9 protein-coding genes are annotated in these 15369 nt (G+C 41.1%); 4 read left to right on the top strand and 5 right to left on the bottom strand.

Annotation, left to right across the window (positions count from 1 at the left end; genetic code table 11):
- From SKC38_RS10125 to SKC38_RS10110, 4 genes are all read right to left on the bottom strand, one after another.
- Positions 1–1309, bottom strand: a protein-coding gene (locus SKC38_RS10125) for an IS3 family transposase (protein WP_377977020.1) whose coding sequence is annotated in 2 segments (ribosomal slippage) — positions 1–826 and positions 826–1309 — 1310 coding nt annotated over the 2 segments. Because the reading frame shifts where the segments join, the coding sequence is not laid out codon by codon here. This gene is flagged as partial in the annotation.
- 58 nt (positions 1310–1367) lie between these two features.
- Positions 1368–2594: an aminotransferase class V-fold PLP-dependent enzyme gene (locus SKC38_RS10120; protein WP_377977019.1), complete on the bottom strand. Its 1227-nt coding sequence runs from the start codon at positions 2592–2594 to the stop codon at positions 1368–1370.
- A 32-nt stretch (positions 2595–2626) separates the two neighbouring features.
- Positions 2627–4282: a VCBS repeat-containing protein gene (locus SKC38_RS10115; protein ID WP_377977018.1), complete on the bottom strand. Its 1656-nt coding sequence runs from the start codon at positions 4280–4282 to the stop codon at positions 2627–2629.
- Entirely contained in the window at positions 4282–7839 is a 3558-nt protein-coding gene (locus SKC38_RS10110) for a T9SS type A sorting domain-containing protein (RefSeq protein ID WP_377977017.1), read from the bottom strand. The genes SKC38_RS10115 and SKC38_RS10110 overlap by 1 nt, the downstream gene beginning before the upstream one ends.
- Positions 7840–7993: 154 nt before the next feature.
- Here SKC38_RS10110 and SKC38_RS10105 point away from each other — a divergent pair, with 154 nt between their 5' ends.
- From SKC38_RS10105 to SKC38_RS10095, 3 genes are all read left to right on the top strand, one after another.
- Positions 7994–9319 (top strand): hypothetical protein, encoded by a 1326-nt coding sequence (locus SKC38_RS10105; RefSeq protein ID WP_377977016.1) that lies wholly within the window; start codon positions 7994–7996, stop codon positions 9317–9319.
- 69 nt (positions 9320–9388) lie between these two features.
- A complete protein-coding gene (locus SKC38_RS10100) occupies positions 9389–9655 on the top strand; it encodes a heavy-metal-associated domain-containing protein (RefSeq protein WP_377977015.1) in 267 nt (88 codons plus the stop codon).
- A gap of 241 nt (positions 9656–9896) precedes the next feature.
- Positions 9897–11732, top strand: coding sequence for an Lcl C-terminal domain-containing protein (locus SKC38_RS10095; protein WP_377977014.1), 1836 nt, complete (start codon positions 9897–9899; stop codon positions 11730–11732).
- A 274-nt stretch (positions 11733–12006) separates the two neighbouring features.
- Here the strand turns inward: SKC38_RS10095 and SKC38_RS10090 are convergent, their stop codons facing one another.
- Positions 12007–13599 (bottom strand): carboxylesterase/lipase family protein, encoded by a 1593-nt coding sequence (locus tag SKC38_RS10090; protein WP_377977013.1) that lies wholly within the window; start codon positions 13597–13599, stop codon positions 12007–12009.
- Between the two features lie 312 nt (positions 13600–13911).
- On the opposite strand from SKC38_RS10090, the gene SKC38_RS10085 reads away from it, so the two are divergent.
- The gene (locus SKC38_RS10085) at positions 13912–15315 is read left to right on the top strand and encodes a PQQ-dependent sugar dehydrogenase (RefSeq protein ID WP_377977012.1); all 1404 of its coding nucleotides are present in this window, start codon (positions 13912–13914) and stop codon (positions 15313–15315) included.
- The last annotated feature ends 54 nt before the right edge of the window (positions 15316–15369 follow it).

Here is a 15369-nt window from a genome sequence, read left to right as displayed (position 1 = left end):
CCGTTTAAATTGAGTTTGATTCTTTCATAATTGTAGTATTTGATATATTCATTGATTTCTTTCTTTAGTTGTTTTATTGACTCATATTTGTTCAGGTAAAACAGTTCCGATTTTAGTGTTCCAAAGAAGTTTTCCATGACTGCATTATCCAAGCAGTTTCCTTTTCTAGACATGCTTTGTTGGATTCCATTGTCTTTCAAAACACTTTGATACTGCTTCATTTGGTATTGCCATCCTTGATCCGAGTGCATCAGAAGGGCTGTTGACTTTGACTTCTTTTTCACTGCCTTTGTTAGCATATTCATGACATTTTTAAAATCAGGTCGTTCTGATATGTCGTAGGAGACGATTTCTTGATTGTATAAGTCCAATACAGGCGACAAGTATAGCTTCCTTCCTAATACATTAAACTCTGTTACATCGGTTGTCCATTTTTGATTAGGAGCCATTGCTTTAAAAGCCCTGTTTAAAATATTGGGCGCTATTTTACCTTGCTCTCCTTTGTAGGATTTATATTTCTTCCTTCTAATCAAGCTCTTTAATTTCAAGCATGTCATTAGTCGATGAACAGTCTTGTGATTAATTAGGTGGCCAGCTTGACGCAGTAGAATGGTTATACGACGATAACCCAATCTGCCCTTATGGTGATGATAGATCAGTTCAATTTCTTGCTTTAGCTTCGAGTACTTGTCTTCGGTCCCTTGTTTTGAATAATAATAAAAACAACTCCTTGCCATTTTTACACAAGTAAGCAATACTGCTAACCTGTGCTTATGCCTTAGTTCACTTACGGCTTGCGCTTTTTGTCTGCTTGAACTAAGGCTTGAAGCTTTTTTAGTAAGTCATTTTCAGCCCTTAAGTATTCGTTTTCCTTAAGTAATTCTTCTTCTCTTGTTAGAGGCTTCTGGGCTTTCTTTGCGATGGGTTTGATGGAATTTGACATCTTAGCTGGTCGTCCTTTAGGTTTAGAATTCAAGCCCGCTACACCCTCTATTTCATATACCTTTTTCCACTTGATAATTGTCGATTCACTTGGGATATTGAATCGTGCACAGGCTCCCCGTAAAGATAGAAATTCCTTTTCAATAGACTGAAGCACCATGAGCTTAAAAGATGGGGTGTAGAATTGGTATTTTCTTTCTTTCAGCCCATCCTTGCCATATCGTTCATAGAAACGATACCAAAGGCGTAAATTAGTGATGTTAACTCCTTTTTTTTGAGCAACTGTTCGTATCGAGCAGTTGTCTTTGATTACGGCTTCAACACATTGAAGCCTAAACTTGTAATCATACTTGTTTCTTTTGTTCATAAAAATGCCCCCAATAAGTGTCTAACTTTTTGGGGGCAATCTAGAAGCGGGCTTTTTTTTAGGCCAAAGCTTTCAATGCCCGAACCAATTGGTCGAGTTCCACGGTACTCGTGAAGACATTTGGGGTAATCCGACAACCATGAACGCCATTGCCATCAATGGCCACCGTGTAGATTTTAAATTCATTCAAAAGGCGCTTGGCTAGTTCGGCAGGTTTCAGTTTGGCGACGCCTACATTCGCAATCGCCCCGTGGCGTTTTGGTTCTTCGGGGGTATTTAGGATAATGCCGGGAAGATTTCGGACCTGTTTAGTCCAGTATTGTTGGAGGTATCGCAAACGCGCCTCCTTCCGAGCAGGGCCTAGTTGGCGATAAAACTCCACCGAATCCTGAATCGCCAAATGTGCATGCACGGGATTTGTCCCTAGGTGATTTAGGCGTTCGATGCCTTTAACGGCACTTTCATTTTCAGCAAATACCGGCCAAATCTTTTTGACATGTTCAGGTTTCACATATAGCATCCCTACACCCAAAGGTACGGCTAGCCATTTATGTAAACTTGCTCCATAATAATCGCAGGCTAAATCAGGGAGATTGAATTCAATATGTGCGACCGCATGTGCGCCGTCGACCATTACCTCGACACCTTTCGCATGAGCCATGTCACAAATTTTGCGGATGGGAAGAATTTGGCCCGTCACATTGACCATGTGACAAACCATAAGCAATTTGGTTTTATGCGTAATCGCATTCGCATAAAGCTCCACGATTTCATCATCATTCGTGGGATGCAGAGGCAACGATACTTTTTTGAGTACGATGCCTTGTCGGCGAGCAACCTGCTCAAACATATCCTGCATCGCACCATAATCCTGGATAGCGAACACGGCTTCATCACCTGCTTGCCAGGGAAAACCTCCGATAATCATGTCCAAGGATTCCGTCGTATTCCGGGTTAAAATCAAATCATCCGGGGAACAATGCACGACTTCCGCGACCAATTTACTCATCGCTTTGCGGTCGGGGAACTGCGTCGTCCGCATGTAATAAGCCCCCTGGTAATTCACATCTCGAATATGCTGAATGTGTTTTTCGAGCGTAGCTTCCGGCAGGATATTGTAATAGCCATTTTCTAAATTAATGTAGTCGGGCTTGATGCGATAGGCTTTTCGTATTTGCGCCCAATATAACTCATCATCAGCCGCGGCGGGTTGTGCGAGTAATTTTGCCAACGAAGGCGCGAGGCTGAGGCCGAGAGTGGATTTGAGAAATTGGCGTTTGTTCATGTTTCAAAAAAAAACAAAATTGAAATGAATTGCTATTTCTTTACAAATTTTCCTGATGCATCAATTTCCCAAATGATTGAGGGATTCTTATTGTTAGGAGAACCATAAGATGAACCTTTATCCGGATGAACTATATCAATTAAGCCATTTTGATTAAAATCTCCCACCAAAAAACTTGGTATGTTTCGCCCAGATAAATTATAGTTCTCCTTAAAATAAATAGCTGTCTGATCTTGAAAACCACTTTTATCCCCAGCTAAAATTTGAAAATTATAACCCATATAAAACTGTGTACCTTTTCCTGAACTATCGCCGGTACGCAACACAATTAATTCTTTTTGACCATCAGAATTTAAATCTGTAAAGCCAAAATCCAAGGTCAAGTCCCATCCACTAAGCTCAGGCAATGCCAAGGAACGGTTAAGTTCATATTTTTTCCCATTACCCCAATAAATTCTATTGGCGTCAATAAAGCCGGGTAAATCAGCGAAAGTATTCTGTCCTCCAACAATTAAATCCAAATAACCATCTTGATTAATATCAACCAGCTCACAAGTCACAATTCCTTTCACAGGATTTTCAAAAACATCCAAAGATCGAGTGAAATTCGCTTTCCCATCATTTAACAGGAAAGAACAATCAGCAGGTAAAAATATATCTAAATCTCCATCACGGTCAAAATCACCTGAGCATGCGCCATGATAAAAATTAATAGGGAACTGTGTTAAAATAGAAAGCTTGAATTTACCTTTAGATTCACTTAATAGCATACTTAGATTCTCTCCCGGCCAACCCGTACTAGGCATTGGTCCGTATTCAGAACCTGAATCAGCAAAAAATACATCTGGAATTTGATCTCCGTTAAAATCCCCGACTAATGATTTTATGATAGAATTGGTCCCTAAATTTCCACCAATCGAACTTGTATTCAGTACATAATTTCCATTGGTTGGATTATAAAAATACATTTCAACTGGAATACGAATATTTCGATTTACACCTGGGGCCATGACAACATCCAGATAACCATCTAAATTAAAATCAGCCATTGCAACACCACCTAAATATGACTTTCCAGCTGGGCTTAAAACATCAACTTGATTTTGCTTAGGGATATCATAATAATCAAGCCACTTGGTATTACTCCTCAATTCAAAAGATGATTTCAAATAATCAAATGTGATAGGTTTAAAATCTGCATGTAAGGAGATATTTTTTGTAATCAGCAAATTTATAGGATTATTTGTACTAGCCTGATCTCCAGTCCATCGATCAAATTTCCAACCCTCGCTCGCTATTGCGGTCAACTTCACCGTGGTCCCCGACGGATACTGCGATTGTGTCGCCACCGCAATCACCTCCTCTTTCACCGTTCCATTCCCCTCAATCGTTAAAGTCAAAGGATATTGGCGCTTCTCAAAAACACCGGTTACTTGCTTGTCGGCATCCATCACCAAACTAGCCGGATTCGTTGTTCCTGTCACACTCCCTTTCCATTCTTTAAAGAGATACTCGCCAATGGGAGTAGCCGTTAGGTTTACCTGCTGCCCATGCTCATAGGAATTCCCAAGCGGGGAAACGTTTCCTCCATTCATGGGACTTGCGTCGGTACTTAATTTGTGGGTTAAAATTTCTTTGGAGCAGGCAACTAAACCCAAACAAACAATTGCAATGTGTAATCGTTTCATTAATGTGTTGATTTACTTAATTTCAAAACCTGCGACTGCCCCGTCGTCAACGACAACACTTTCATGAAATAATTGCCTGCCGACAAGAATGACAGATCAAATGGCTCATCATTCGTCACCTGATTTTTCCTCCAAACCAAAGCCCCTTTGATATCCGTCAATTCAGCCGTAACAAAAGAACCAAAACTAGTGGGGTACGTAATTTTCACAAATTGATCGAATGGATTGGGTGAAATGAGTAGACCAACATCTTCTTTTGCTGTGGCTAACACAATTTCACAACCAGTCGCATCAATCTTAGCTCCTGCGACGGTATTAGGACATTTATCTTGAACATTTTTCACACCATCGCCATCATCATCTGGGCGCTTATCTAAGGCTTTATCTTTAATGATCAACAGATAATTTTCCCTCCCCTTCACATTGGGATCTAAATCTAGATTAACCGATGGCTGAATCACTTCCAATGCCCCATCGCCATCTAAATCCGCATAATCATAAGCGTAGCGCCCTAAATTTTTAGCCACATAACCATAATTTTTATCTGACGTTGGGAATAATGAAATGTAATTGGGTTTGCTTTTGTACTCAAACTTCTTCGTTGTAGGGTTAAAACTGAAATATTGAAAATCTGACGTTCCATTCCACAAATAAACGGGTTCCAGCGTATTAACAAACGGCACTAAATCTAAATTTCCATCCAAATCCAGATCCATGAAATACATGCCACTTTCATTACTAAACCATTTGCCTAAATTCTTTTGATCCGGAATGAATTTGGTCGTCGTATTGCTCAAAACACCTTTGGTATTCGTATAAACAAGCACCTGATTGTGCGGTTCAATTAATGCCAATTTAGTAGGCTGAAAATCCAAACTACCCAATCCTGAATATTGATTCGTCAAATAACAAATGAATTCCGGGTTCCCATCGCCATCCAAATCCTGCTTTTTAAAGGACCGCAAACTTTGATTTCCTGGATTAATCGGATCCGTTGCATTATACACCAAATCGAGCTGTTTGGGATTTTGAAAATCAAAACTCGTCCCTCCCAAATTATCGTATTGGTATAAATACAATTGTTTCGAATCTCCCTTTTTCCCGACGCCCAACAATTCCAATTTCCCGTCTTGATTCAAATCGTCTAAGATCAGTCGGCCTTCCGGAAAGGTCATGTCGGTCTTCGTTTTTGTCAACGTAAAGTTACCCTTGCCATCATTCAGCATCACGGAAAAGTAACGTCCACTCGTGCTGTGTGCCATTTGGACCAAATCCACATCGCCATCATTGTCAATGTCCCCAGATCCAATCGACTGAATCGAGTCAAAAATATTACTAGGATCCTTCGCTTTTTCTGTGGAAATATCAATTTTAGCTACTTCATCAATCAGGTAATTTTGGTCTTTAAACGAATAATAGCGGTTTAATTTTAATTCCCCTTTACTGTAATCGAGTCCTACGCGGTGATTGTTGTTTTTATCCATCCAAAACAACAATTTGGGATAATTATCAGCTCCACCCATTTCCCAGTGATAATGTTCCCCTCCTGGGAAGATTTCCATTTTGCCATCTTTATTGACATCCACGAGGTCATAATTTTGAATGCCATGGAAAATACTGTAATCTAGGTAATTGGGATTTCGATACACCTCGAAACTAAAATTGCCCTTATTTTTAAAATAAAGCGGTGCTGAGGTATGCCCCATCTCTATGGGAGAATTGATACCATCAATGTAAGTACTCGAATGGATGATATCCATTTTCCCATCTTGGTTGTAATCCAAAGGAATGGTTCCTCGGTCAAATGGCGGATGAAAATCCTCTAATCCATTCACAATACGTCCATTATCATTCTCATAGGCAAATGGATTTTTAATCGCATAGATATCTACCGTTTCAGTACTTTTTAATTTAATGGGATTGACCAAATAAGAATTCAGCACATCACACACATCTCCGATGCCATCTTTATCGACATCCGCTTGGTCCGGGTTGTATGACTTTGGACAATTATCCAAGTCATCGATAATACCATCCTTATCAAGATCCGTTAAATTCAACTCAACAACATCGATGTTATAATCCATGCGAATTTGCATGATTTCATAGATGCCATCACCATTGAAATCAATGGGAATCTTGAAACCTTTCCAATTTCCACTTTGATCAAAAAATTCACTCGAATGATCGTTGGTTGGGAAAACCACCGAACGTTTCACCATTTTCTTTCCATTATTGATGAATATAAAATAGCCCCATTGATCGTTTTTCTTTTCATACCATCCGTTCTGCGGAACGATATCGACCAAGCCATCATTGTTCACATCGACCAAGTGAATACCATTCCCATGCGAGTTCGTATTATCATAATTCAATCGATTATCAAACCACTGAGCGGATATCTCCTCCCCTTTCAGATTATAGATCCCAATTTTATTCGGGCGATTATCCGTCCCTTTATTATTCCCCCATTCGAGGGTAATCATTTCCAGATTTCCATCTTTATCCAAATCCGCAAAATGCGTTCCCCAATCATTCACGATGGAATAAGGATATTCGCGTTGTAGCTGTCCAAAATCCTGAGCCCCATTGCTGTCAAAATTGAGACTTAAATCTTGTTTCCGAATTTGATACTGCTGAACTACGTATTGATTATCCGACAAGTTCCATGAAGTAAAGGGCTGTACTTTACCCGTTGACTTATCCCACATTTGATCATAGCGTAGCAAGAAGTAGTAGTCTTTGTTGTTGACAACTTGCCCATTAAACGGAAATGCCTCCAAGTGATCACAACAAAACCCAATTGGATTAGCATTGGGATATAAAAATTCCCGCATCCATTTGTTATTCGCATCCATTTCATACGAATAAAATAAATCATATAGACCAGGCTTTCTCTGGTACACGTCATTACCGAATTGGCCCAAGTTGGCAAACACAACATTGGGTATTCCATCCTTATCGGGATCTAAGATGATAGGTTCCTTTTGATTTAGATAATCGCCATTGGATTGATCACCATCAAAATAATAATCTCCCATGACATAATTAAATCCTGATCCTGTGTTAATTAAATAATTGTCCGGATAATTACTTTTTCTACCTATAAAATTGGGTGGTTGATTCCCAGGCTTTCCATGGTAATTTTGAGTGTATTGGTAAATGTCTCGTTTCCCATCGCCGTTGAAATCCGCCGACAAGCCTGTCACAAATCCAAAATCTGAATTTTGCTTGACGCGGTAATTGACATCTTCGACCCACTGCATTTTACCATTCACCGTTTTCTGTACAAACAAGGCACTCATGTAAGCCTTCTCCGGGTTACCCGCATAGTTGATGAAAAAGTCTTTTTTCCCATCGCCGTTGAAGTCGGCATATTCCTGATAACGCGAAACGTGAAACCGATCAGCAATTCCTAAATCCGTTAATAGTTTAGGGGTACTCGAATCAAAAACGAGTACATTTTTGTTTACGGTTTTAACACGAATATCTTGTGAAAAAGCGGGAAAACAGAGGGCTGAAATGGAAAGAGATAAATAGGCTACAAGTAATTTCATTTTTAGCTAGCAGAATGTTTCAATATCAAAATAGCTTGGATAAGATGACAAATCCGTTAAAAAATCTGTTATTCACGTTATTATAACAAATTCATCAGGTAGAAATCCATGATAATTTAGTTGATTTAGCTAATTTGCATCAAAATTCATTAGCGTGTTTAAACTAGTTCGAAACTTCATTTTATTCGCATTATTAAGCGTTTCATGTCCGAGCATGGCGCTTGATCATTATATAAATTGGCTACCGAACAAGCAAAATTTAAGACAACGTATCAATGTAGATACCCGAAACTGGGAAAGAGAAATAAGCATTGACCAATGGGCGATTGTTAGTCCTATTACGCTTTCAGATCAGGATCAAGCGACCATAATTAGCAAATTTAACCGAGCCGACTACTTTTACCTTCCCAACCAATCCATCCGATTTGTCCTACAAGGAACAGGAATCGTATTCGATTTCGATTTAAAATCAGCAAACCTTACCCGCTTGGACCGTACAATACATAGCGGTTACAATTTCAGCGCTGTTCGCTTTTATCGAAATAATTTACTCTATTCCGTAGGTGGTGAGGGATTTTGGTCTTACAACAGACACATCACGTATTTTGATGAAAAATCATCAAAGGAATGGGAAATATTAAGACCGAAAAACAAGGGACCAGAAATGATTTCCGACGGATTTCAAGGCTACTCGCGTAAAGATGACGCCTTTTATTCTGGGGGGGCCAATAACAAAAATTACCTGGAGGATGAAAAAATAGATTATGTAAAAGAATTTCAACGCTTCAATTTCAAGAATAAAACCTGGGAAGTTTTAGGCAACATTACGGATGTTATCCCTTTGAAAGAACATCGTACAATCTATTGGAATGGAACACATTTTATCCAAATGGCGCGTGACCGGATTTACATCATCGATCCTAGGCAAAATGAGGTCTACCTTTACAAAGATAATGCTACCTATTTCGAGGCAGGAGGAGGCGAATACTACCTAAGCGGCGACACAATCAAGTATTATCACTTTATGCATCGCGGACCACTTTCTATTGTAGCGGTAAATGCGTTATTGAAGAAGGCAGAATTTGTTGGCAAATTTTATGAAGCCGACTACCACAATTACTATTTAGGTGCTGCGATATTGCTTATCCTAGCAGCGGGCGCGTATTGGATTTACCAACGAAAGCGTAAGCTACAACCTACTTTTGATTCACTTGAACGAAAACTATTGAAAGCCTTGATGGATTCGGGTGATAATTTTATCCCGACGAATGAGCTGAATGAAATTCTGGAATGTGGTACAAAATCTCAAGAAAACCAGCGAAGAATTCGATTCATGACCATCAAACAGGTTAATGAAAAACTGGCCTTCTATTACAACATCAAAAATGCCATTGAGCGTACCGCCTCCACAGAAGATAAGCGATTGATCACGTATCGCTTGAAAAAAGGTGTTAGGGAAAAGATTAAGGCAATCTTGTAAGATCATGATTTTCGTCACATCCCGTGTCATTCTCTATAGGTATCTTTGCGTACATCAAACAAAGATCTTATGGAAACCTTGGAAATTTTTGTTGAAAACATCAAATGCGGCGGTTGTATAAACGGCATTAAAAATGCGCTATTAGCATTTCCCGGAGTAAAATCGGTTGAAATTATCCTCGACGAGGAAAAGGTCATCATTCACGGAGACCATTTAGATAAATCCGTTTTTGTCACAAAAATGGATGGCATGGGTTATCCAGAAAAAGGGAATAATACGTTCCTGAAGGAGGCGAAATCCTATGTGAGTTGTGCGATAGGAAAGGTGACGGCTTAATTAGAAAAAAAGCCTCCCTGAATCTCAGGGAGGCTTTAAACAATCCTAGTTCTAATTTTTTCTATGTTGCAAAGGTACAAATTCGAAAATTTGCTTCCTTGCGCACACCGAAATATTATGTCGCAATTTACAAAAAACTTCAATTTTTCTAACTGACATTCCTCAGGACAGCTCCCAAATTATCAATTTAAATTCCTAATATTACCGCAAATTATCCTTGGCCTGACGTGTCAAAGATTGCATGCATAAACTTAGTTCTAAAAACTTTTTTTGTTGGCTCGCCCTGCTTTGCCTTTTTGCCGCGTGCAAAAAAGAGGCATTACCTATTGCCCCAAATGTCGAAACCAAAGAGGCTATTAATCCACGTGCCACATCTGTCACGCTGCAAGGACACAACGCCACAGAAGATTTGCTTGGCATAACCGAGCGAGGTTTTTTTTATGCTGACCACAACAACCCCGACGAGCTGCTCAAACATAAAGTAAACGCAAGCGCAGGCAATGGGGACTTCGCCGTACTCGTGACAGGATTAGCAGCCGAGACCTTATATTCCTTCGTCGCCTTCGCAAAAAATTCAGAAACCACCTCGCTCGGGACCATCAAAACCTTCTCTACCCGCGAATATACCCTACCCGAAGTCAGCACCGATAAAATCAAAAATGTGTACATCAACTCCTGCCAAGTCGCTGGAATCGTTGGCTATGACGGAGGAAAACTCGTTTTTGATCGGGGATTCTGTTTCAGCACCCATCCCAATCCCACCATTCAAGACAACCGAGTATTCAGTGGAAAAGGCGAAGGCCCCTTTGACAATTTCCTCAATGGCCTGAACGAAAACACAACCTATTATGTCAAATCCTATGCCATCAACGAACTAGGGATTTCCTACGGTGATGAGCTCAGCTTTACGACATTTAATTTTAGCCCACCCGTCGTTTCGAGCACACATGTCAACGAAATCACCAATACAACCGCAAATTTTCAAGGCGAGGTTATGGATACGGGTGGTTCCGACATCACCGAACGAGGGTTTTTATTATGTCCCGATATCGAAGACTTAAATGCTTGCCAAAAGTTTCTCATCCCAGGGGGAATTGGCGCTTACCGACTCGTCATCACGAATCTCAAAACAAATGTAAAATATTACATGCGTGCCTTCGCCACGAATAAAAAAGGCACTGCCTACGGAGCACCCATCCCATTCACGACGGGTGAATACACTTATCCGAGTGTCAAAACGGTATCGGTTACCGACATCACAGCGCATGGAGCAGTACTCACTGGGACGTTGACGGCGGAAGGAAATACTACAGTCACAGAAAAAGGATTCTGTGTTAGCATTGTCCCTAATCCAACAATCAATAATCTGAAATTCCCAGTTGCAATTGGATTAGGCCCATTCAGTTACTATTTGGCGAATCTATCTGAAAACAAAACCTACTACATCGTCGCTTATGCCATCAATGCCAAAGGCGTTGTTTACGGATCACCCATGACATTCAAAACGCTTTCAAGTGTACCTGTGGTGATTGTTGACCCAACAAAACCTGTGACCCCAACCAACCCAACGGAAGGTTCTTTAAAAATAGGCGATTTGCATCAAGGAGGGGTTATCAGTTATTTCTTCAAGGAAACGGATCCTGGTTATGTTCGGGGTGAGCAACATGGATTTGTTGTCAGTCCGGAGGATATATCCAAATCAACGTATTGGGGATGTCCCGGATTATCCATCATCAAAGCGCGCGCTGAAAACATCGGAGCAGGAAAATCGAATTCCGCTGAAATTGTTCGAATGTGCGGTACCTTAAATTCCGCGGCAAGATTATGTGCGAATTATACCTATGGTGGCTATAGTGAATGGTTCTTGCCTAGCAAAGATGAATTGAATCAAATTTATTTGCAGGCTGACAAAATCGGCGGAATCGATAAAACGGACCTATATTGGTCTTCCACGGAATACATGGGATCAACAATTACGGACCAAAACATTGCTTGGCTGCAATTATTCATCGACGGATCCTACCGTGAAGCCCGTAAAAATGAAGTCTATCGCGTAAGGGCGATCCATTATTTCTAGCTAACTCTTCTTTGGCAATCCTTCTAGGTTTGCCAAAGTTTGAGATGCATTTCGCGTCGATTCCCTAGGCAAAATTTATAACCCCAGGTTTTAACCTGGGGCTCTACAGGTTTTAACCTAGCGCTCTACAGACTTTTTCCCGGTGACCTAAAAAACCCTAGGCTAAAGCCCAAGGCTATAAATTAATAACCCCAGGTTTTAACCTGGGGCTCTACAGACTTTAGTCTGATGACCTAAGAAACCCTAGGCTTAAGCCAAGGGTTATAAAAATCGATTAATTCGCCGTCAACTCAAACAAATCTTTGTCCATTTGTGGCTTCACCTCACAGGTATTATCCAAATGCATCGTTGGAGTCGCAGCCGCATTGTATGCCGGCCATGTTGGCAAACCTTTATGATTCGGATTTCCTACCCGTGCAAAGTTGATCCATGCTTGGCTCACCTTATCCGCTAAGGCATAAGCTTCTTTTCCTCCGCCCGTCATATTTTCACAACGCGCAATGTTATTGAAACAGAAAGGCAATTCGAAGCAGTGCATCGATTTATATTTGCCATCCATCACAGGAGATTGCCAAGTAAATAAATACATAAACACCGGCGCTGCATTCAAAGCCGATTTCAGATTCGCTTGAACCACAGCTCCCGGACGGAAACGCGTATCCACATCCATCAAATCCGATGGCTTCGTATCCGCAGGATAAGCTTTCTTAACCGCTGCTTTATAGGCATCTGCTTTGGCTCCAAAGGTCTTTTTGATGTATGCATCAACTTCTTCTGCATTCGCGTTTGCCATATTGGTCATCAAGGATGGCATAAATTCATTCTTTACCGTTCCAATCATCAAAGGGACATCTTTCGATAATTTCATCGCCTCATCCGAGAATAATTGATAAGGTAACAGGTCACCGTCGACGCTTGGGCCCCAACTTAATCCAAAACCAACCACAGGTTTTCCAGCAGCTTTCATTTGAGCAGCTACTACTTGAAGCGCTTTGTTTCCAGCACTTGCCAAAGTCGCAAAAGGAACTTTTTGCAAGGAATCCACACTGATATTCAAGGATTTCAACACCTCTGCTGTAATAGCTTGTGTTGTTGCCTTATCAAGCATAGAACCACGGAAGGCTCCACTTTGATTAATCGCTTTGTGAAACAAACCCTTGGCAGAAGGCATTGCCATCAAGGTATTCACCTTCGCGCCACCTCCAGATTGACCGAAAATCGTCACATTATTGGGATCGCCACCAAACTGGCTTATGTTGGCCTTTACCCATTCCAATGCCGCCTTCATGTCCATCACCGAGTTATTCGCTGAATATTTGTACTTATCGCCATAGGCTGATAAATCTAAATAACCCAAAATATTCAAACGGTGATTAATCGATACAACAACAACATCTCCTTTTTTGGCTAAATTCTCTCCATCATAAGACTTTAATTCCTCTGCAGAACCTGCGGTAAATCCACCTCCATGAATCCAAAACATGACAGGACGCTTTTTCCCATCTTTGATTCCCGGAGTCCAAACATTCACACGCATACAATCCTCATTCGTATATCCCCAAGAGTGATCAAAGACAAATTCAGATTCATCTTGCACTTGTGTGGTAGGTGTCAACAAAGGGGCAACGGGACCATAGGTCAAAGAACTACGAACACCTGACCAGGCTTTCGGTTTATGAGGTGCTTCAAAACGATTTGCCTCCGCATAAGGAATGCCCTTGTAGGTATAAACACCCCTATGTACATATCCACGTACTTGACCGGATTCAGTAGGAACTACAGCCACATCTTTACTTAATGTAATCTGTGCCTGAGCAGTCCATGAGCCCAAAAGGCAAACGCCTAAGGCTAAGAATAATTTTTTCATGCTTGATAGGTTTAGCTATTGTAATAATTTGATACAATGATAAGCTTTTTTACCAATATCTCATAACCCCAGGTTTTAACCTGGGGCTCTAAAGGTTTTAACCTCGGCCTCTACAAACTTTAGTCTAAGGACTCTTCCGAAGGAAACCCCACAGGAACCCCTAGGCTAAAGCCCAGGGTTATCATCACTCATACTTTATAACCCCAGGTTTTAACCTGGGGCCTTTCAAAAGGAAACCCCACAGGAACCCCTAGGCTAAAGCCTAGGGTTATAAAAAATTTTATACCTTTACACACCATTAACTCCATCCCTATGAAAAATAGAATACTCCTCTTCGCGGCCCTATCCATCAGTGCCATTTCTATCATGTCGCTACGTAAAAGCCCTGCCAAACTAGTGGCCATCGACGGACCCGCGGAGAAAACATATACCCAATACTGTGCTTCTTGCCACGGTGAAAAAGTTGAAGCATTTGTAGACCGCCAATGGAAACACGGCAATAAAAAAGAACAAATCATCGCAAGCATCACCGGAGGATATCCCGAATTAGGAATGCCTACCTGGAAAGAAGTTTTGACGGCACAAGAAATCGAGAAATTGGCCGACTTGATCGTCGAGAATTTAGCGGGTGTAGAGCAATATAAATTTGCCAACAAGCCGACGAGCAATATCTTTAAATCCGAGGGGATGACAATTCAGTTGGATACCATCGCCACAGGTTTAGACAGCCCTTGGGGTTTTGCACAATTGCCAAATCACGATTATCTAATTACTGACCGCGCAGGAAAATTGTATTTGGTAGACCAAAAACAAAACAAAACGGTCATTTCAGGTACTCCTGCCGTGATGGCCAAAGGCCAAGGTGGTTTATTAGACATCACGCTTCATCCTGCGTATGCGCAAAACGGATGGGTTTACATATCTTATTCGAAATTCAGAACGGAAGCGGGTCAAACAGAAACGACTACAGCCATCGTCCGCGGTAAAATCAAAAACAATCAATGGGTTGAGTCACAAGAAATTTTCGAGGCAAAACCTTATACCAAAACATTCCACCACTTCGGATCTCGTTTGGCATTCGATAAAAAAGGTTACCTTTTCTTCAGTGTTGGCGAACGCGGCATGGAAAAAGTATTTCCACAAGCTTTGGATAATGACAATGGCAAAATCCACCGCATCAAAGATGACGGTAGTATCCCTGCTGATAATCCATTTGCCAAAAGCGCACACCCAACGGTTTATTCATATGGCCAACGAAACCCACAAGGTTTGACCTTGAACCCTAGTACCGGCGCAATCTGGGAAACAGAACATGGTCCACGCGGTGGCGATGAAATCAACATCATCCAAGCAGGCAAAAACTACGGTTGGCCTGTCATCTCCTACGGCATCAACTACGACGGAAAACCCATCACAGCCATCTCGAAAAAAGAAGGCATGGAACAACCGATCACCTATTGGATTCCATCCATCGCTCCGTCGGGATTGACCTTTGTCGTAGGCGACAAATACCCCGCTTGGAAAGGTAATTTGATGGTGGGATCATTACGTTTCAACTACTTGAATCGCTGTGTCATCAAAGACAATAAGGTCATCAAACAAGAAAAAGTCCTCGTCAACCTCGGCCGCATGCGGAATGTGGAACAAGGAGTAGACGGATACTTGTATGTGGGAACTGAAAACCCAGGCATGGTCTTCCGACTAAAACCTTTATAATTCTTTCAAAAAGCCTGATTCGTTCAGGCTTTTTTTTTGGCCACTCATCCCAAT

The sequence above is a fragment of the Aquirufa echingensis genome (assembly GCF_042714525.1).
GTDB classification, from domain to species: domain Bacteria; phylum Bacteroidota; class Bacteroidia; order Cytophagales; family Spirosomataceae; genus Aquirufa; species Aquirufa echingensis.
This window is presented reverse-complemented; position numbering and strand designations above follow the sequence as displayed.

What these genes read in the sequence shown, in the direction of transcription:
- SKC38_RS10090 (WP_377977013.1), bottom strand. Translation starts at nt 13,599, where the DNA reads ATGAAAAAATTATTCTTAGCCTTAGGCGTTTGCCTTTTGGGCTCATGG.
- SKC38_RS10100 (WP_377977015.1), top strand. Translation starts at nt 9,389, where the DNA reads ATGGAAACCTTGGAAATTTTTGTTGAAAACATCAAATGCGGCGGTTGT.
- SKC38_RS10115 (WP_377977018.1), bottom strand. Translation starts at nt 4,282, where the DNA reads ATGAAACGATTACACATTGCAATTGTTTGTTTGGGTTTAGTTGCCTGC.
- SKC38_RS10095 (WP_377977014.1), top strand. Translation starts at nt 9,897, where the DNA reads ATGCATAAACTTAGTTCTAAAAACTTTTTTTGTTGGCTCGCCCTGCTT.
- SKC38_RS10120 (WP_377977019.1), bottom strand. Translation starts at nt 2,594, where the DNA reads ATGAACAAACGCCAATTTCTCAAATCCACTCTCGGCCTCAGCCTCGCG.
- SKC38_RS10085 (WP_377977012.1), top strand. Translation starts at nt 13,912, where the DNA reads ATGAAAAATAGAATACTCCTCTTCGCGGCCCTATCCATCAGTGCCATT.
- SKC38_RS10110 (WP_377977017.1), bottom strand. Translation starts at nt 7,839, where the DNA reads ATGAAATTACTTGTAGCCTATTTATCTCTTTCCATTTCAGCCCTCTGT.